Below are 17,633 nucleotides of genomic sequence, written 5' to 3' on the forward strand. Positions count from 1 at the left end.
AGAGGCGGCACCGTGGCGAGGACCGTGCTGGTCACCGGCGGCAACCGGGGCATCGGACTGGCGATCGCGCAGGCGTTCGCGAAGCAGGGCGACCGGGTCGCGGTCACCCACCGTGGCTCCGGCGCTCCGGAGGGCCTTTTCGGCGTGCAGTGTGACATCACCGACACCGCCGCCGTGGACGCCGCCTTCACCGAGGTCGAGAACGCGCTCGGCCCGGTCGAGGTGCTCATCGCCAACGCCGGCATCACCCAGGACACGCTGCTGCTGCGCATGAGCGAGGAGCAGTTCACCGGGGTCATCGACACGAACCTGACCGGCTCGTTCCGCTGCGCCAAGCGGGCCGCGAGCAAGATGCTGCGGGCCCGCTGGGGCCGGATCATCTTCATCTCCTCGGTCGTGGGCCTCTACGGCAGCCCCGGCCAGGTCAACTACGCCGCCAGCAAGGCCGGCCTGGTCGGCATGGCCCGCTCGATCACGCGCGAGCTGGGCAGCCGCAACATCACCGCCAACGTCGTGGCGCCCGGCTTCATCGAGACCGACATGACGGCGGTGCTTCCGGAGGCGACGCAGGCGGAGTACAAGAAGAACATCCCGCTCGGTCGCATGGCCAAGCCCGAGGAGGTCGCCGACGTGGTCACGTTCCTCGCCAGCGACGCCGCGGCCTACATCACCGGCGCCGTCATCCCCGTCGACGGCGGCATGGGCATGGGGCACTGAGGCTTCGACGGGGCCTGGCACGAAGAATCCGGCACGAGTGCCGGATTTGCTCGGACATCACGATTTAGGGAGACCTCGGAGACCATGGCAGGACTTCTCGAAGGCAAGCGGCTGCTCGTCACGGGCATCATCACCGAACAGTCGATCGCTTTCTCCGTCGCGAAGCTCGCCCAGGAGCAGGGCGCCCAGGTCGTGCTCACCGGCTTCGGCCGGCTGTCGCTGGTCGAGCGCATCGCCAAGCGGCTGCCGCAGGAGGCCCCGGTGATCGAGCTCGACGTCACCAACCAGGAGCACCTCGACGGGCTGGCCGACAAGGTCCGCGAGCACGCCGACGGCCTCGACGGCGTGCTGCACTCGATCGGCTTCGCCCCGGCCTCCTGCCTCGGCGGCGACTTCCTGGCCGCGCCGTGGGAGGACGTGGCCACCGCGCTGCACGTGTCGACGTTCTCGTTCAAGTCCCTCGCGGTGGCCTGCCTGCCGCTGATGGGCCCCGGCGGTTCCGTCGTCGGCCTGGACTTCGACGCCACGAAGGCCTGGCCGGTGTACGACTGGATGGGCGTGGCCAAGGCCGGCCTCGAGTCCACGTCCCGCTACCTGGCCCGCGAGCTGGGCCCGCGCGGCATCCGGGTGAACCTCGTCGCCGCCGGCCCGCTGCGCACGATGGCGGCCAAGTCGATCCCCGGCTTCGCGGTGTTCGAGGACTCGTGGGCCAAGACCGCGCCGCTCGGCTGGGACCTGCACGACCAGGCCGCCGCGGCCAAGGCCTGCTGCGCGCTCATGTCGGACTGGTTCCCGGCCACCACCGGCGAGATCGTGCACGTCGACGGCGGCTACCACGCGGTGGGCTCGTCCCAGTAGGTCTCACCCCGGGAGCAGGAGCAGAATGAGGAGCGTGGCATATGACGCGTTCCTCCTGCTTTCGTTCGGCGGTCCGGAAGGGCAGGAGGATGTCCTGCCCTTCCTGGAGAACGTCACCCGCGGCCGGGGTATCCCCCGGGAGCGCCTGGAGACCGTCGCCGAGCACTACCGGCACTTCGGCGGCGTCTCACCCATCAACGCCCAGTGCCGCGCGCTCATCGAGGCGCTGCGCCCCCACCTGGATCTGCCCATCTACTGGGGCAACCGCAACTGGCACCCGATGCTCGCCGACACCGTCCGGCAGATGCGCGATGACGGCGTACAACGGGCGCTCGCCTTTGTGACGAGCCCCTTCGGGTCCTATTCGTCGTGCCGGCAGTATCTCGACGACATCGTGATCGCCTGCGCCGAGGTGCCCGACGCCCCCGCTATCGACAAGATCCGGCAGTACCACGACCACCCCGGCTACATCGCGCCGCACGCCGACGCCGTGCGGGCCGCGCTGGACACCCTGCCGTCGCGGATGGCCGCCCGCCTCGTCTTCACCGCGCACTCGATCCCCACGTCGATGAACGCGGCCAGCGGCCCCGGCGGCACCGGCCGCTACCTGGCCCAGCTGCGCGAGACGGCGGCCCTGGTGGCCGCCGAGGCCGCCCCGGAGCTCGGGTGGGACCTGGTCTGGCAGAGCCGCTCCGGCCCGCCGCACGTGCCGTGGCTGGAGCCGGACGTCAACGACCACCTCGAGGCGCTGGCCAAGCAGGGGGTCACCGAGGTGGTGGTGAGCCCGATCGGCTTTATCTCCGACCACCTGGAGGTCATCTGGGACCTCGACGAGGAGGCCCGGGCCACCGCCGGGCGCCTCGGCCTCGCCTTCGCCCGGGCCGCCACCCCCGGGGTCGACCCCCGCTTCGTGGACATGATCCGACAGCTGGTCGACGAGCGCGTGCTTGCTCACAGTAATGTGCGTCACGCCCTCGGCACCGTCCCGACCTGGGACTTCTGCCCCGCCGACTGCTGCGTGTCACCAAAACGCGCATAGGCTCGAAACGTTTCTGAGGGAGTATGTTGCGCGTGAGAGAACGCAAGCCCATCGAGTCCTGGCTCACCGACATGGACGGGGTCCTCGTGCACGAGGGCGAGCCCGTGCCCGGCGCACCGGAGTTCGTCAACCGGCTGCGCTCGTCCGGCAAGCCCTTCCTGATCCTGACCAACAACTCCATCTACACGGCGCGGGACCTGCAGGCCCGGCTGCGCCGTATAGGCTTCGACGTCCCCGAGTCGGCCATCTGGACCTCGGCCCTGGCCACCGCCCAGTTCCTGGACACCCAGCGGCCGGGCGGCACCGCCTACGTCATCGGCGAGGCGGGCCTCACCACGGCCATGCACGAGGTCGGCTACATCCTGACCGACACCGAGCCCGACTACGTCGTGCTGGGGGAGACCCGGACGTACAGCTTCGAGGCCATCACCACCGCCATCCGGCTCATCAACGACGGCGCCCGGTTCATCTGCACCAACCCGGACGCGACCGGCCCGTCGAACGAGGGCGCCCTGCCGGCCTGCGGCGCCGTGGCCGCGCTCATCTCGAAGGCGACGGGCATCGAGCCGTACTTCATCGGCAAGCCCAACCCGATGATGATGCGCTCGGCCCTGAACAGCATCGACGCCCACTCCGAGACCACCGCCATGATCGGCGACCGCATGGACACCGACGTCCTGTGCGGGCTGGAGGCAGGGCTGGAGACGATCCTGGTGCTCAGCGGGATCAGCTCGGCGTCGGACGTGGAGCGGTACCCCTACCGGCCCTCGCGCATCATCCCTTCCGTCGCCCACCTGATCGACGAGGTCTGACCCCCCAACCCGCCGGCGCCCGGCCTGATCGCCCGCCCAGGGCGACATGTCGGGCGCTCGCCGGCGACGGGTCCGGCCGGACGAGCGGTCAGAGCAGGGGCGCGTTGCAGGCGGCGACCAGGGCGCGCCGGCAGGCGGTGGTGAGCGGGCGCAGGGCCGCGTCGCGCTGCTGGACCTCGTAGCCGTTGACGGCCCCGCCCGGTGCGGCGTGCTCGGCCAGGGCGAGGACGCGGTCGAGGATGCTGGCGCGGGCGTAGAGGCGCCGGGCCCGCGGGTCGTACCCCGGCGGCAGGTCGGTGGCGCCGTCGGGCTTGCGGATGGCCTCGATCGCGCCGGCCAGCTCCGGGCGCCACTGGGCGATGTCGAGCTTGGCCAGCGTGCGGGTGGCGGTCACCAGCTCGGCGGAGAGCTCGGCCTCGGCCTCGGCGGTGGTCGGCTCGTGCGCGGCCGGGCGCTCGACCGGGAGCGCGAACACCTGCCAGCGCACGGTCTCGAACTCGTCGCCCGAGCCGGAGGTGTGCAGCCGGACCTCCGGCACGAAGCCCAGGCCACCCGCGATCACGCCCTCGCCGGCGACCAGGGCGGCGCCGGTGAAGGGACCGGGGCCCGGCAGGCCGCGGGGGTCACCCGGGGCGGGGAGCACCAGGCGTACCTCGTCGGGGTGCAGCTTCGACAGCGACGGCAGGGCGTCGGCGAGCGACACGTCGGTCCACGTGCCGGGGACGTCGGAGACCATGTGCTCCTCGTCGCCGGAGATCTCGGCGGCGGCGTCGTCGCACGGCACCAGGCCGGCGCGCCACGCCCGGACCCATGCCACGAAACGCGCCGAGCGGCGCGCCTGGAGGGTCGCCGCGCGTGCTGCGGGGGACATGGGAGCAAGGGTACGTGCTGACGTGCCGGTATGTCTCGCAGGCGATGAGGCCGTCAGCCGATACGCTTCCCGGGCATGGACGTCCTGGCGAACAATGACTGGCGGCGCCGGCGCGCGGTGCCCGTGGTCGACGCCGAGCTGGACCTGGTCGTGGAGGACGCGGACTCGGGCTTCTGCGGGGCCGTGGTCGGGTTCGAGTTCGGGGCCGTGGTGCTCGAGGATCGGCACGGCAAGCGGCGCAACTTCCCCCTCGACCCGGCCGCCTTCCTGCTCGACGGGGAGCCGGTGACCCTTGTGCGGCCGGCGCCCGTGCGGGTACAGCAGCGGCAGATGACGGCGTCGGGCTCGATCGCCGTGGCCGGGGTGACCGCCCGGGTGGCCCGCCGCAGCCGGATCTGGGTCGAGGGCGTGCACGACGCCGCCCTGGTCGAGCGGATCTGGGGCGACGACCTGCGCATCGAGGGCGTGGTGGTGGAGCCGCTGGACGGCATCGACGAGCTGTCGGCGGCGGTCCGCGAGTTCGGGCCGGGCCCGGTGGCGCGCCTCGGCGTGCTCGTCGACCACCTCGTGCCGGGCTCGAAGGAGAGCCGGATCGTGGCGTCGGTGCAGTCGCCGTACGTGCTGGTGACCGGCCACCCGTACGTCGACGTCTGGCAGGCCGTGAAGCCCTCGGCGATCGGCATCCGCGCGTGGCCCGTGGTCCCGCCGGGCCGGCCGTGGAAGGAGGGCGTCTGCGCGGCGCTGGGCGTGGCCGAGCCGGCCGACATGTGGCGGCGCATCCTGGCCTCGGTCTCGAGCTTCCGCGACGTCGAGACCCCGCTGATCAACTCCATGGAGCGCTTGATCGACTTCGTCACGGAGCCGGACGAGGACGACTGAATCGCCCCGAAAGCGACATGTCGGGCGCTGGCGCGCCACGACATGTCGGACATTTACCCGGCCAGGGTATAAATCCGATAAGTCGTGGCGCGCCAGCGCCCGACTTATCGGCACCCGCGTCAACCGTCAGGCGCCGTTAAATCGTGAAATGTCCGAAATGGGGGAGCTATGCCGGCCACGGCGAGCGGGTGAAGACGAACGTCGCGATGTCCAGCGCCGTCACCTCGCCCGTCGCCGAGCGGCGCACCTGCAGGATCTCGCCGTCGTTCTCGCCCGACCGGCCCCGCCACCGGTTCGCCGCCAGGCCGTCCGGCTCGAACCGCCAGGGCGCGTCGCCCGTGGTCAGCGGGGTGATCACCAGCCAGCCACCGTCCCAGCCGGCCTCGAACTCCCGGCCCATCCACCACCAGCGGCCGGTCAGCGGCGCCACCTCGGCCGGCGGCGGGGTGCCCGGCCGCCAGGGGGCCACCGGCGCCGGCTCCCGCTCGAGGACCGTCTCCAGCAGGTCGAGCCCGAAGCCGGGGATCCCGCCCGGGTACCGCATCGTGTACGCGTTGGCGAAGGCCACCACCGCCGTGCGCGAGGGCCGGTGGACGGCGAGGACGGCGACGTACCCGGGCATCGAGCCGCTGTGGCCCACGAACACCCGCTCCCCGCGCCGCCACAGCTGCAGGCCCAGGCCGTGGCCCGCGGTCCAGCCCTCCAGGTCGCTGAGCACCACCGGGGCGCACATCTGCTCGACGGTGGCCGGGGCGAGCACGGCCGGGTCGGGGTCGGCCAGGAAGGCGGCCCAGCGGGAGAGGTCCTCGACGGTCGACCACAGCTGGCCGGCCGGGGCCATCGCGCCGGCGTCCAGGCGCGGCTCCTCGCGCATCTCGTCGAGCCACGGGTGCATGACGTAGCCGCGGGCGAAGGGCTCCGCCGGGTCGTGGGTGGTGCGGTCCAGGCCGAGCGGGCGCAGGAGGCGCTTGGCGGTCATCTCCCGCCAGTCCTCGCCGCCCAGCCGGGAGACCACGGCGCCCAGCAGGCCGTAGGCGAGGTTCGAGTAGTGGAAGCCGTGCAGGGGCGGGTAGGCGACCTTGTCGGCGGTCAGGGTGGACAGGAACGTGTCGACGTCCGTGCCGGCGTTGCGCTCCCACCAGTCGCCGTCGGGCTCGCGCTGCACGCCGCCGGCGTGGCCGAGCAGCTGGCGCAGGGTCACCGCGCCGACCGGGGTGCCGGGGAGGTGGCGGTACAGCAGGTCGTCGAGGGCCAGGCGGCCCTCGTCGCGCAGTGCGAGTACCAGTGCGGCGGTCATGGTTTTGGTGATCGAACCGATCCGGAACTGCTGGCCGGGCAGGTAGGGGCCGGCCGAGGCCACGTGGGCCGGCGCGCCGTCGCGGACGACCCCGGCCACCAGGGTCGGCACCCGCGCGCCGGCGTGGGCGTGGGCCACCAGCTCGTCGATGCGGGACACGGTTTCGGGCAGGAGGGGCACGGGGGTGAGCCTTCCGGGAGAACGGGCTGTCCGAACGGCCCAACTGTGCACCCCCCGCGGGGGTGGCGGGAAGCGGCAAGGTTGGGGCAAGTGCCACGCCCCGGGTACAGCATCGCGTGCATCGGCGTGACACGATCGAAGTGTGGATGTCTGGCTGATCGTCTGGTTGATCGTCGGCGCCGCACTCGTCGCGGCGGAGGTCTTCACGACCACCTTCGTGCTGCTGATGTTCGCGATCGGCGCGTTCGCCGCCGCCGGGGCTGCCGCCCTCGGCGCCAACGGGCCGGTGCAGGCGGCCGTCTTCGCCGGGGTGAGTGCGCTGTCGTTCGTGGCGGTGCGGCCCACGCTGCGCCGCTACATGCAACGCGACGAACGCGATACCCAGATGGGTGTCGAGGCCATCGAGGGCTCGATGGCGCTCGTGCTGGAGAACGTCGACAACGACAATGGGATGATCAAGATTGACGGCGAGCTCTGGCGGGCCCGGCCGTACGACGCGACCCAGCGCTTCGAAAAGGGCGAGCGGGTGCGGGTGATCGAGATCAAGGGCGCTACCGCAATGGTGTGGAAGGACTGAGGCCCCGTGGATCCAACTGTGCTCCTGGCTGTGCTGGTGATTGCCGTCGCCCTGATCGGCATCATCACGGTCGTCAAGTCGGTGAAGGTCGTGCCGCAGCAGGTCGAATACGTGGTGGAGCGGCTCGGCAAGTACAGCCGGACCCTGACCCCGGGCCTCAACATCCTGGTGCCGTTCATCGACTCCGTCCGCAACAAGGTGGACAAGCGCGAGGCGGTGGTCAACTTCCCGCCCCAGCCGGTGATCACCTCGGACAACCTCGTCGTGTCGATCGACACGGTGCTGTACTTCAAGGTCGTCGACTCGGTCCGGGCGACGTACGAGATCTACTCCTACCTGCAGGCGATCGAGCAGCTGACCGTCACCACGCTGCGTAACGTGATCGGTTCGCTCGACCTGGAGAAGGCGCTCACCAGCCGCGACGAGATCAACCGGCACCTGTCCGGCGTGCTCGACGAGACCACCGGGCGCTGGGGCATCAAGGTCACCCGGGTCGAGATCAAGGCGATCGAGCCGCCGCCGAGCATCCGCGACTCCATGGAGAAGCAGATGCGGGCGGAGCGGGACCGGCGCGCGGCCATCCTGCACGCGGAGGGCCTCAAGCAGTCGCAGATCCTGACCGCCGAGGGTGAGAAGCAGGCCGCGGTACTGCGGGCAGAAGGCGAGCGCCAGTCCCGCATCCTGACGGCGGAGGGCCAGGCGAAGGCCATCCGGACCGTCGTGGACTCCATCCACCTGGCCAACCCCGACTCCAAGGTGATGGCGTACCAGTACCTGCAGTCGCTGCCGCAGATCGCCGCCGGCCAGTCGAACAAGCTGTGGATCCTGCCGGTGGAGCTGACCAAGGCCCTCGAGGGCATCGGCGGCGCGCTCGGCGGCGTGGCGCAGATGACCAACGAGCAGCGCAGCCGGCACATCGACCAGAGCGCCGTGGAGGAGGCCGAGTCCGCGGAGGTCCTCGAGGCCCGGCGGTCCGCCGAGGAGGCGGGCGCCGCCGCCAACGCCGAGGCCGCCGCGGCCGCCGCCCAGGTCTCCGGCGACCAGGCCGGCCGCGAGCTGACGGGCTCGCCCGGCGTGCCGGCGTCGGTCTTCGACCCGCAGCCGGAGCACGACCGCGACGAGGCCTGAGCGACACCGCCGGGCCACCGGGCATCGCGCCCGGTGGCCCGGCGCGCTCACAAGTCGCGGTTGAGCTCCCAGAAGGCCACCGCGGCGGCGTTCGCGACGTTCAGCGAGTCGACGCCCCGGCGCATCGGGATGACCACCCGGGCGTCGGCGGCCCGCTGCGCCCGCTCGGTCAGCCCCGGCCCCTCCGCCCCGAGCAGGAGCGCCGGCCGGGCGCGCTGCGCCGCGCTCAGCGTCTGGATCGGCACCGCGTCGGCGGCCGGGGTCAGCGCGAGCACCGTGAACCCCGCCTCCTTCACCCGATCGAGGGCGTCCGGCCACGGCTCCAGCCGCGCGTACGGCACGGCGAAGACCTCGCCCATGCTGACCCGGACGCTGCGGCGGTACAGCGGATCCGCGCACGTCGGCGACAGCAGCACCGCGTCCATGCCGAGCGCCGCCGCGCTGCGGAACAGCGCGCCGACGTTCGTGTGGTTGTTGATGTCCTCCAGGATGGCGATCCGCTGGGCGGCCCGAAGTACCTGCGCCGCGTCCAGCCCGGGCTTGCGGTGGAACGAGGCCAGCACGCCGCGGTGGACGTGGAAGCCGGTGATGGCCTCGAGCGTCGCCTGGTCGCCCGCGTACACGGGCGCGTCGCCGATCGGCAGGTCGTCGAGCTGCGCGACGCGTTTGGCGTCGATCAGGACGGAGCGGATCCGGTAGCCGGCCCGCAGTGCGCGGCGTAGGACGAGCTCGCCCTCGGCGATGAACAGGCCGTTCGGGGGTTCCCACCGGGTGCGCAGTTCCACGTCGGTGAGCGCCCGGTAGTCGGCGATTCGTTCATCGTGGTGGTCGGTGATCGTCTCTGCTGCCTGCACGCACCGGATTCTGCCTGGTGTGGTGGGGCGAACCGAGTCAGGGATCTCGGAGACTTGTCAGCAGGTGTAGTTGGTCCTGCATGCAGGGGGCTACTGACCCGATCCCGCCCCTCCTGCACGGTGTCATGGCCGAAGACAGCCACCTTGCACCCATGGTGCAGAGCGTGGAGAAACGCGAAACCCCGCTCCGCGGGGGTGGTACGCGCCCACAGGAGCGCCCCGAGCGGCCCGGTCGATGCCATGTCGGCCAGGGGCGTCGACTCGTACCCGGTCAGCGCCAGGTCATCGAGGTCACGAGGGCCGGAGATCTGCGCGTGCGGCGCGGCGTGGGTGAAGGCGATGCCCGCGCTGGCGCAACGGCCGCGAGCGGCCAACCCGCCAGCCACCGCCGGATCGGGGCGAAACCACCCGAGGCGTACTGCCGCTCCAAGTGGGCCGCCTCGTCGGCATGGAACTTGGCCAGTCGTGGGCCGCCAAGGTGGGCGTGCTCATGGTTACCCAGTAGGAAATGGACCTGTTGTGGGTAGGCCGCTTGGAGTTGCCGGGCTTCGGCGAGCAGCTGCGGCGGCATCCGAATGGGCATCGGAAGGTCCGTTATCGGCATCGCCAGGACGCACCGATCAAGGCGGGACGGAAAATGCGGGGCCGCGTACGCTGCAACGATGGCTCACGGCGTGCTGCTCGGGATTGACTTCGGCACCTTCAACACCGTGGCCATGGTGCGTCGCGGCGGCGGTGAGGCCCGTGCCCTGCTCTTCGATGGGTCACCGTTGCTGCCGTCGGCGGTACTCCTGGGAGGCCCCGGCGACGTGTTGTCTGGTGCCGAAGCCGTGCGGTCGGCGCGGGTGCATCCGGATCGGTACGAGCCCAACCCGAAGCGAAGGATGGCAGACGGGATCGTCCTGCTCGGCGGCTACGAGACCGACGTGGTCGACCTGGTCGCCGCCGTGCTGGGACGTGTCGCGTCGGAGGCGCGGCAGGTCGTCGGCCAGCTCCCGGATCGTGTCGTGGTCACGCATCCGGAGACCTGGGGCACGTCGCGGTTGAGCCGGTTGACCGCTGCGGCCGTCCGTGCCGGCCTGCCGAGCCCGATACTCGTGTCGGAGCCGATCGCTGCCGCCGCCTACTTCCTCGGCCGGGTCGGCGCGGGTCAGTGCGCGGTTGTGTACGACTTCGGAGCTGGCACGTTCGACGCCGGTGTGGTTCGGCGCGGCCCCTCAGGAGCGCTGACGGTACTGGCCAGTGAAGGGCTGCCCGAGGTGGGCGGCCTGGACCTGGACGCCGCGTTGGTGGAGCACCTGGGCCGGCTGATCGCGCAGCGGGCCCCGGACGCTGGGGACCGGTTGCGGCGACCGGCCACCGCCGCCGACCGTCGTGCCCGGTGGCAGCTGTGGGAGGACGTTCGGCTGGCCAAGGAGTCGTTGAGCCGGCGTTCGCAGACGCTGGTGCACCTGCCGGTCCTGGACGACACCGTTCCGGTGAGCCGGGACGAGTTCGAGCAGCTCGCCGAACCGGTCATCGCGCGGACGGTTGCGGTCACCCGCGCCGCGGTGCGCAGCGCCGGCATCGAGCTGTCAGACGTCGGCGGCATCTTCCTCGTCGGCGGGTCGAGCCGCGTCCCACTCGTTGCGACGCTGCTGCACCGCGCGTTCGGGATGCCGCCGGCGGTTCTGGAGCAGCCCGAGCTCGTGGTGGCTGAGGGTTCACTGATCCTGCTCGACGCGTGCGAGGAACGCACGCCCACCGGTGTCACGATGAGGCTGCCCGTCGGTGCCGGGTCGGAGGAGACCGTTGCGCAGGCGCGTGGAACGGCCGCCGGCCCGTCACCCGTGCCGCAGGGCTCGCCGCAGCGAGTCATGCAGCTATCGCCGGCCTCGACGACGGCAGGCCAAGCGTCGCGCATCGACGAGGCCGTCGAACCGGGGCAGGGGCGATCGATCCGCCGCCACCTCACCGATCCGTGGAGTGTGGCAGCGGCCGTGCTGCTCGGTGCCCTGAGCAGCACGATCGGCGGCCTCGCCGGTGCGAGCGCGGCGGCCGTGCTGACTGCGGGAGCCGTGGTCGCCGTGATCGTGCATACGGTGCGGGTGGCCCTCGGTATCGCGTTCGACCGCTGAAGACGCGGTTGTCGGACGTTGCCCGCTAGAAATTACTCAGCACCGAGCTGAATATCTTGTCGACGCTGGCCGGGTCGCGCGCGTCGTAGGCGGCTGCCCGCGACACTTTCGCGATCTGTTCGAGCGTGTCCAGGTCGGCCTCCTCGCCGAAGGCGATACCGAAGATGCGAACCGAGTTCTCCAGGCGTGACCCGTCCAGGTCGCGGAGCAGCTTCGCCCGGTCGTTGTCGGCCGGATACTCGTTGCGCCCATCGGTGAGCAGCACGACCGCGTTGATGCGGTCGGCGTCCAGCCGTTCCCGCATGTACGCGTCGGCGGCCCGGGTCGTGTGGTACAAGGCCGTGCCGCCATCGGCGCTCAGCGCCCGGATGATGTCGGTGAGTTGCTGCTTCGCGTCGCGGATGCGCGACGTCGGCAGCCGCTCGGTGTAGGGCTGCGCACCGTTTGGTCGCTGCCCCGAGAACGTCCACAGTGCCACCTCGTCGTCGGGATGCAGCAGGTCGAGGCTCGCGATTGCCGCGTTCTTCGCGGCTTCCAGCTTGCTGATGTCACCGGCCGCCTTCTCCTTCATCGAGCCCGAGACGTCGAGAACGAGCAGCACCCTCGCCTTCTTCCGCAGGTCGTCCCAGCCGGCGAGGATCTTGTCCAGGACCTCCCCGACGGGCGGCTGGATCAGGTTGAGCTTCTGCCCGGCCGGGATCTGCAGGGTCTGCGTCAATTCGGGGCCGGCGTTGCCCTGGTGGTCGCGGAAGCCCATCGCCGCGAACACGGCCTGCTGGGCCGGTTGCTGCAGGAACGCGAGGAAGTCCCCGGCTGCTTCCCGTTGTGCGGCACTGGCCGAAGGCAGCACCACGTACGGGTGGTCGAGCATCAGCGTGCCGTCCCGCGGCACCATCGGCACGAGCGGCACCGTGGGCGCCTTGCCTTTCACCTTCGGGTCGCCGGTGGTGTTGCCCTTGTTGTAGAGGAAGGTGAGCTGCTCCTGATGCACGACGGCGCTCACGTACGACATCGCGGCGCCCTTGGCGTCGGCCTCGGCCAAGTTGCCGAGGAACTTCACCGCATCGTCGGTGTAGTGCAGGACGCCGGCTTCGACCCCGCGAACGAAGTTGATCACATTGGGCTGGGTGAGATCGGCCGCCGTCAGTTCGCGGGACAGGCCGGTCGCCGCGTAGTACGTGGCCACCGTCGCGGCCAGGCCGGACGTGGACCGGTGCGGGTTGTCCTTGCCGAAGGAGAAGCGCCCCCACTCGGGATGGCCGTACCGGCCCCACCCCTGCGGGTCGGACGCCAGCGCCAGCACGTCGCTCCACCCGAACTCGCGGTTCGGCCAGCCGAACGCCTCGGCCATCGGCTTCGGCATCGAGATGACCAACGGGCTCTGCGCGATCGACGGCATCTGCGTGCCGGCCGCTGGCATCACCTGCTTGCCGCCGGTGGTCTCCCGGTGGCGGGCCAACTGGAGCCACAACGATGCGGTGGGCGTCCACACCTGCGGTGCCGGCCCACCGTCGCGCTGTTCATCCCAGCCGGAGCCAAGCGCCTCCGCCGCCGCGCCGGACGTGAGCCGGTGCACGGTCACCGACGCGCACCGCTTGCCGCCGTACAGCGTGTCGGAGGCGTTGTACCGGCGGGCCAACTCGATCATCAGGTCGGCCTTCTCGGTCGACGAACTGACCTCGATGGGTTCACAGCCGGCTCGCTTGTCGGCGCCCGCCTCCCCGGGGTCGCGACGGAGCACCACGTACGTCACCACGACGGCTATCAGACCGACGATCACCGCAATCACCAGCGGCATTCGCGTACGCAGCCCCGCAACAGCACCCATCGACGATCTCCTGTTCGCCAGGCAGAGCCCCGCATCGTAACCGACGGCCGCCACACCGCCGCTGTCCGCCGGACGTGGCCGACTGGACCGCCCACCACGGGTACGCATCGACTCGTAGCGGCTGCCGGCCGCGCAGCCCGAACGCGAGGCCCTCGCCCCGGTATGGTTCACGAGGGTGGGTCGGCGGAGGTGTATGCGGGCAGCGGGAGCGGCTCGTCGCGCAGGAATGCGCGCAACAGCGCGACGTACGCGTCCGGCTGACCGCCTTCGAGATTGTGTCCGGTGTGTGGCAGGTACACCAGCGTCGCCTGCTGGAACGTGCGCCGGTACTCGTACGTCTGCGCCCACGGCACGAAGTCGCATTCGCCGCGCATGACGAGGGCCGGCACCTGCAGCTGCCGCAACGCCGGCCGGGGGTCCGGCACGTGCGCGAAGTCCTCGACCGTCAGCTGGTTGCCGTAGTACCCCTGGTGGTTGTCGTGGACCTTCGCCGGCGGCGCCCCGGGGCAGTTGGCGGTGTCCTTGCCGAGCAGCGCGGCGGCGTGCAGCAGCGCGTCGGCCTCGTCGTCGCCGACGAGGGCGTGCGCCGCGTTCGGGTTGATGGCCTGCAGGATCGACGCGACGATGACGCGCGGCGAGCTGAACAGATCATCGCGGCGCTCGCGCTGTTCCGCGGTGAGCCGGGCCCACGGGTCGCCGCCCCCGCCGTCCGTGTAGGCGCCCGGCCAGATGGGCCCGGGGGAGGTGAAGACGGCTCGCGCAACGTGCTGAGGGTGCGCCGCGAGGTATTGCGCGGCGAGGGAGCCGCCCCACGACTGTCCGATGAGTATGAGCTTGTCGGCGCCGAGCGTCACGCGGATCGCGTCGAGGTCGGCGACCTGCCGGGCAACGGTGTATCCGGTCACGTCGTCGAGCCGGGTGGAGCGGCCGGCGCCGAGTTGGTCGTAGGCGTATACCTCGAAGCCGTCGGCCGCGAGCGTTGTGCCGGCCGCGGGCATGCCTTCGCCGGGGGTGCCGGGGCCGCCGTGCAGGAAGATCACCGGCGCGGGCCGGGGCGCACCCGTGGCGGTGGCGTGGACGTAGGCGATGCGAGACCCGGTCGGCAGGTTCCAGAACCGCACGCCGGCAGGCGGCGCCGGGGCAGCGGGGTGCGGGCCGGGCCGGAACACGGTCACCGTGGCGAGCCCGCCGACGGCGACGGCCACGCCGGCCGCGAACGTGGTCGCCGCACGCCGCCGTCGCCGGAGTCCGAGGAGCGCGAACGCCGGCCAGGCCAGCGGGTAGGCGACGGCGGCCAGCGCGACAAGCCCGGCCGCGCACAGCAGCGGGATCCAGGCGGTAGCGGCGGCGGTGGCGAAGAAGCCGGCGGCGCCCGCGGTCACGGCGGCGACGACGGCCACGGACAGCAGCACGCCGCCGGCGCAACGGCGAAGCAAGGTACGGACCATGAGGATCATGTTGAGCGGCCGGCCGGGCGTTCTCGTCGTGCCCGCGGATGGGATGCCCAGGGCCGGCACCCCCTCTTTCGGCGGGGGCCTGCCCCGCCGAAAGCCTGCCCGTACGCTCGATGCATGGGTCAGTGGGCGCCGGCCAGGCGCGACCTGCGAGTGCCGGCGGCGGTCGTCCTGGCGCAGGTGCTGTGGTGGCCGCTGGGGCCGTGGTGGTTCGGCGTCGCGCTGGACGCGCGCCCGCTCTCCGGGGTCTGCGCGGTCGCCGTGGTTGCGTTCGGCGCGCTGCTGTACCGGCGCCGCGCGCCCGAGCTCGCGCTGCTGTGTGCCGTGCTCGCCACGGCGCTGAGCGAGGGCCTCGCCACGGTCGCGGTCGCCGGACCGGTCGCGGTGGTGCTGACGTCGTACGGGCTCGTGGTGCACCGTACCGCGGTGGTCTCGGCGGTCGGCGTCGCGGCCGTGGTGCTCGGGCTGGCCGTGGCGGCGGCCTTCCACGGTGCCTCGCTGCGGGCGGCGGCCGGTGCGGCGCTGTTGCTCGGCGCCGTGGGCGGCGCGGTGTGGGCGGTCGGGCGGCTGGGGCGGCGGATCCGCGTCGACCGGGACGCGGCGGCGGCCTTCCGGTCGGCGTCGGACGCACTTGCGCCGTTCGCGGCGGCGGAGGAACGCCGGCGACTCGCCGCCGAACCGCACGACGTGGCCGCGCACCGCCTGACCGCGATCGTCGTGTCCGCCGGTGCGGCGCTGCGTCTCGCGGACCCGGCGCTGCGGGAGGGGGCGGTCGAGCACGCGGTGCACGCCGGGCGGCAGGCCGTCGAGGACCTGGACCGCCTGGTCGTGCTGGCGGAGCCGGACCATGAGGCCGGCATCGCGGCAATCGACGCGCTGGTGGCCCGACACCCGTCGGTTCGGTACGAACACACCGCGGCGGCCCTGCCGCCGGACGTCGCGGGCCTGGTGTACCGGATCGTCCGCGAGGCGCTGACCAACATCATGCGGTACGCGGAGGGTGCCGCGACGATGGTCCGGATCGCGGCCGGCGACGGCTGGGTGAGCGTCGAGGTGCTCGACGACGGCGGCGCACCGGCCGCCGGTGACCTCGGCGCCGGGCGAGGCCTCGCCGGGCTGCGCGCCCGCGTCGAGGCGGCCGGCGGGCGCCTGGAGGCTGGACCGGCCGGATCGGGCTGGCGGGTCCATGCGCGGCTGCCGACCAGCTCGGACCCGGCACCGGGCGCCCCGGCGTTGCACGTGGCCGGCGGGGTGATCCGGGACCGGGCGCTGGTCGTCCTCGCGCTCGGCCTGTCGATGGGTGCGGTGCTGTTGCCGAGCGGGGACGACCCGGATCCGCTGGCCGCGCCCGTGCCGGGGATGCTGCTGGTCGCGCTGCTGACCCTGCACGCGCTGCCGCTGGCGTGGCGTCGGCTCGCGCCCGGCCCCGCGCTGAGCGCGGCGCTGGCGATCCTGCTTGCCTGGCTGGGGTGTACCGCGGCGGGGTGGACCCGGCGGGACCCGGCCGAGACGTTCCTGTGGTGCTGGTGGGTCGAGCTCGCGCTGGTCTACGCAGTGGCCGCCTATCGGCCCGCGAACCGCTACGGGCTCGGTGCGCCGCTGGCAGTGGCCGCCGTCGGCGGCGTAGCGCTGGGCGCCGGCCCGGACATCACGGGGAACCGTATCGCGGCCTCGGCCGTGCTGGCGGTCATCCTCGGGGCTCCGTTGATGGTCACCTGGCTGGTGGGGAGGTTGGTGGCGGCGCGGCGGTCGAGGCAAGCCGCGGCCGAGCAACACGAACGGGAGGCGCTGCTGCGCCGGGCGGAGAGCGCCGCGCGGCACGAGCGGCTCCGCATCGCGGACGGGCTGCGCCGCAGCGCACGTGGGCACGCGGTGTCGGCGGTCGCCGCGGCCGAGGCCGGCCGGCTGGACGAGGTCGCCAAAGAGGCCCGCGCCGGCCTGCATGCGCTCCGGAAGCTTCTCCAAGGGCTGCCGGAGGACTCGCCTGATCCGCCACCGGCGGTGGCCGCTCTGGCCGACCTGGCGGCGCGGCGCCGGTCCTCGCTGCGCTACCTTGGCGCGCCCCGCCCGCTGCCGGCGCCGCTGGAGGTGGTCGCGCACCGTGCCGGTGCGGCGCTCATCACCGACGGTGCGACGGTCGTCGTGACGTACGCCGACAACGGCCTCGGCATGGAGGTTCGCCGCCGTCCGCCCGCGGGCCGCGACCTGATGCGGCCGCTGCGGCACCTGGTGGACGCCGCCGGCGGTTCCGTGACGCTCGACACCGACCGCACGACGGTCCGCGTCTGGTTGCCGGAGGCGCTGCGATGATCCGCGTGATCGTTGCCGACGACCAGGCGGTGGTGCGGGCCGGCATCGCCGCGATCCTCGACGCCGAACCCGACATGACCGTCGTCGGGCAGGCCGCCGACGGCGAGGCCGCTGCCGCGATCGCCGCGTCCACCGCCCCCGACGTGGCCATCCTCGACGTGCGGATGCCCGGCACCGACGGTCTCGCGGCCGCCGAGCTGATCGGCCGGCGACAGCCGGCGACCAGGATCGTCATGCTGACGACGTTCGGGCTCGATGAGTACGTGTTCGCGGCCCTGCGCGCCGGTGCCGCCGGGTTCCTGCTCAAGGATGCGGAGGCGGCCAAGGTCGTGGAAGCGGTCCGGGTCGTCGCCGCGGGCGAGGCCATCCTCGACCCCGGTGTCACGCGTCGGCTCATCGACCGCTTCGCGACCGGCCCCGGCCCGGCCGACGCTGAGCGCCTGCGCGGGCTGACCACACGCGAGACGCAGGTGCTGCATCAGGTGGCCCGCGGGCTCTCGAACGCCGAAATCGCGGCGGCGCTCGGGATCAGCACGTCGACGGCCAAGGACCACGTTGCGGTCATCCTCAGCAAGCTCGGGGTGCGCGACCGGGTTCAGGCCACGATCGCCGCCTACGAGGCCGGGCTGATCCGTCCCGGGATCCGGTAGCGGACCGGGGGAGAGGACGGCCGCCAGGCGCGCCCGGCGGAGGCGGGCGCCAAGCAAGCGCT

At 72.4% G+C, this 17,633-nt stretch carries 15 protein-coding genes; 10 read left to right on the forward strand and 5 right to left on the reverse strand.

The features are described 5' to 3' along the window. Positions 1–12 precede the first annotated feature (12 nt). The 4 genes from fabG (at position 13) to ABD352_RS22920 (ending at position 3,426) form a co-directional block, all read left to right on the forward strand. Positions 13–717 (forward strand): 3-oxoacyl-[acyl-carrier-protein] reductase, encoded by a 705-nt coding sequence (gene fabG, locus ABD352_RS22905; RefSeq protein WP_344614490.1) that lies wholly within the window; start codon positions 13–15, stop codon positions 715–717. 84 nt (positions 718–801) lie between these two features. Next, positions 802–1,575, forward strand: coding sequence for an enoyl-ACP reductase FabI (gene fabI, locus ABD352_RS22910; protein WP_344614491.1), 774 nt, complete (start codon positions 802–804; stop codon positions 1,573–1,575). A gap of 34 nt (positions 1,576–1,609) precedes the next feature. Continuing rightward, positions 1,610–2,614, forward strand: coding sequence for a ferrochelatase (locus tag ABD352_RS22915; protein ID WP_344614492.1), 1,005 nt, complete (start codon positions 1,610–1,612; stop codon positions 2,612–2,614). Between the two features lie 23 nt (positions 2,615–2,637). Further along, positions 2,638–3,426: an HAD-IIA family hydrolase gene (locus tag ABD352_RS22920; RefSeq protein WP_344614493.1), complete on the forward strand. Its 789-nt coding sequence runs from the start codon at positions 2,638–2,640 to the stop codon at positions 3,424–3,426. A gap of 88 nt (positions 3,427–3,514) precedes the next feature. On the opposite strand, the gene ABD352_RS22925 is transcribed toward ABD352_RS22920, so the two are convergent. Continuing rightward, positions 3,515–4,297 (reverse strand): hypothetical protein, encoded by a 783-nt coding sequence (locus ABD352_RS22925; protein WP_344614494.1) that lies wholly within the window; start codon positions 4,295–4,297, stop codon positions 3,515–3,517. A 75-nt stretch (positions 4,298–4,372) separates the two neighbouring features. Here ABD352_RS22925 and ABD352_RS22930 point away from each other — a divergent pair, with 75 nt between their 5' ends. Continuing rightward, positions 4,373–5,176, forward strand: a complete 804-nt coding sequence (locus tag ABD352_RS22930) for a DUF3097 domain-containing protein (protein WP_344614495.1) — start codon at positions 4,373–4,375, stop codon at positions 5,174–5,176. A 166-nt stretch (positions 5,177–5,342) separates the two neighbouring features. On the opposite strand, the gene ABD352_RS22935 is transcribed toward ABD352_RS22930, so the two are convergent. Next, on the reverse strand, positions 5,343–6,653 hold the full coding sequence (locus ABD352_RS22935) for a serine hydrolase domain-containing protein (RefSeq protein ID WP_344614496.1): 1,311 nt from the start codon (positions 6,651–6,653) through the stop codon (positions 5,343–5,345). Between the two features lie 142 nt (positions 6,654–6,795). Between ABD352_RS22935 and ABD352_RS22940 the strand changes: the two genes are divergently transcribed. Continuing rightward, positions 6,796–7,230 (forward strand): NfeD family protein, encoded by a 435-nt coding sequence (locus ABD352_RS22940; RefSeq protein WP_344614497.1) that lies wholly within the window; start codon positions 6,796–6,798, stop codon positions 7,228–7,230. A 6-nt stretch (positions 7,231–7,236) separates the two neighbouring features. Continuing rightward, positions 7,237–8,358, forward strand: a complete 1,122-nt coding sequence (locus tag ABD352_RS22945; protein WP_344614498.1) for an SPFH domain-containing protein — start codon at positions 7,237–7,239, stop codon at positions 8,356–8,358. 47 nt (positions 8,359–8,405) lie between these two features. On the opposite strand, the gene ABD352_RS22950 is transcribed toward ABD352_RS22945, so the two are convergent. Beyond that, on the reverse strand, positions 8,406–9,212 hold the full coding sequence (locus ABD352_RS22950; protein ID WP_344614499.1) for a TrmH family RNA methyltransferase: 807 nt from the start codon (positions 9,210–9,212) through the stop codon (positions 8,406–8,408). 662 nt (positions 9,213–9,874) lie between these two features. On the opposite strand from ABD352_RS22950, the gene ABD352_RS22955 reads away from it, so the two are divergent. Then, positions 9,875–11,329, forward strand: a complete 1,455-nt coding sequence (locus ABD352_RS22955) for an Hsp70 family protein (protein ID WP_344614500.1) — start codon at positions 9,875–9,877, stop codon at positions 11,327–11,329. 25 nt (positions 11,330–11,354) lie between these two features. On the opposite strand, the gene ABD352_RS22960 is transcribed toward ABD352_RS22955, so the two are convergent. Continuing rightward, entirely contained in the window at positions 11,355–13,265 is a 1,911-nt protein-coding gene (locus ABD352_RS22960; protein ID WP_344614613.1) for a substrate-binding domain-containing protein, read from the reverse strand. Between the two features lie 59 nt (positions 13,266–13,324). Beyond that, positions 13,325–14,605 carry an alpha/beta fold hydrolase gene (locus tag ABD352_RS22965; protein WP_344614501.1) on the reverse strand — a complete coding sequence of 427 codons (1,281 nt, stop codon included), beginning with the start codon at positions 14,603–14,605 and terminating at the stop codon, positions 13,325–13,327. 123 nt (positions 14,606–14,728) lie between these two features. On the opposite strand from ABD352_RS22965, the gene ABD352_RS22970 reads away from it, so the two are divergent. Further along, positions 14,729–16,921 carry a sensor histidine kinase gene (locus ABD352_RS22970; protein WP_344614502.1) on the forward strand — a complete coding sequence of 731 codons (2,193 nt, stop codon included), beginning with the start codon at positions 14,729–14,731 and terminating at the stop codon, positions 16,919–16,921. Then, positions 16,918–17,571, forward strand: a complete 654-nt coding sequence (locus ABD352_RS22975) for a response regulator (RefSeq protein ID WP_344614503.1) — start codon at positions 16,918–16,920, stop codon at positions 17,569–17,571. Before ABD352_RS22970 ends, ABD352_RS22975 begins: the two co-directional genes overlap by 4 nt. Positions 17,572–17,633: the final 62 nt, after the last annotated feature.

It is taken from the genome of Dactylosporangium salmoneum, assembly GCF_039532525.1.
GTDB classification, from domain to species: domain Bacteria; phylum Actinomycetota; class Actinomycetes; order Mycobacteriales; family Micromonosporaceae; genus Dactylosporangium; species Dactylosporangium salmoneum.

Bases quoted from the DNA above. Each gene is read 5' to 3' on its own strand.
- fabI (WP_344614491.1), top strand. From the start codon at position 802: ATGGCAGGACTTCTCGAAGGCAAGCGGCTGCTCGTCACGGGCATCATC.
- ABD352_RS22920 (WP_344614493.1), top strand. From the start codon at position 2,638: ATGTTGCGCGTGAGAGAACGCAAGCCCATCGAGTCCTGGCTCACCGAC.
- ABD352_RS22925 (WP_344614494.1), bottom strand. From the start codon at position 4,297: ATGTCCCCCGCAGCACGCGCGGCGACCCTCCAGGCGCGCCGCTCGGCG.
- ABD352_RS22930 (WP_344614495.1), top strand. From the start codon at position 4,373: ATGGACGTCCTGGCGAACAATGACTGGCGGCGCCGGCGCGCGGTGCCC.
- ABD352_RS22955 (WP_344614500.1), top strand. From the start codon at position 9,875: ATGGCTCACGGCGTGCTGCTCGGGATTGACTTCGGCACCTTCAACACC.
- ABD352_RS22960 (WP_344614613.1), bottom strand. From the start codon at position 13,265: ATGCGTACCCGTGGTGGGCGGTCCAGTCGGCCACGTCCGGCGGACAGC.
- ABD352_RS22965 (WP_344614501.1), bottom strand. From the start codon at position 14,605: ATGGTCCGTACCTTGCTTCGCCGTTGCGCCGGCGGCGTGCTGCTGTCC.
- ABD352_RS22970 (WP_344614502.1), top strand. From the start codon at position 14,729: ATGGGTCAGTGGGCGCCGGCCAGGCGCGACCTGCGAGTGCCGGCGGCG.
- ABD352_RS22975 (WP_344614503.1), top strand. From the start codon at position 16,918: ATGATCCGCGTGATCGTTGCCGACGACCAGGCGGTGGTGCGGGCCGGC.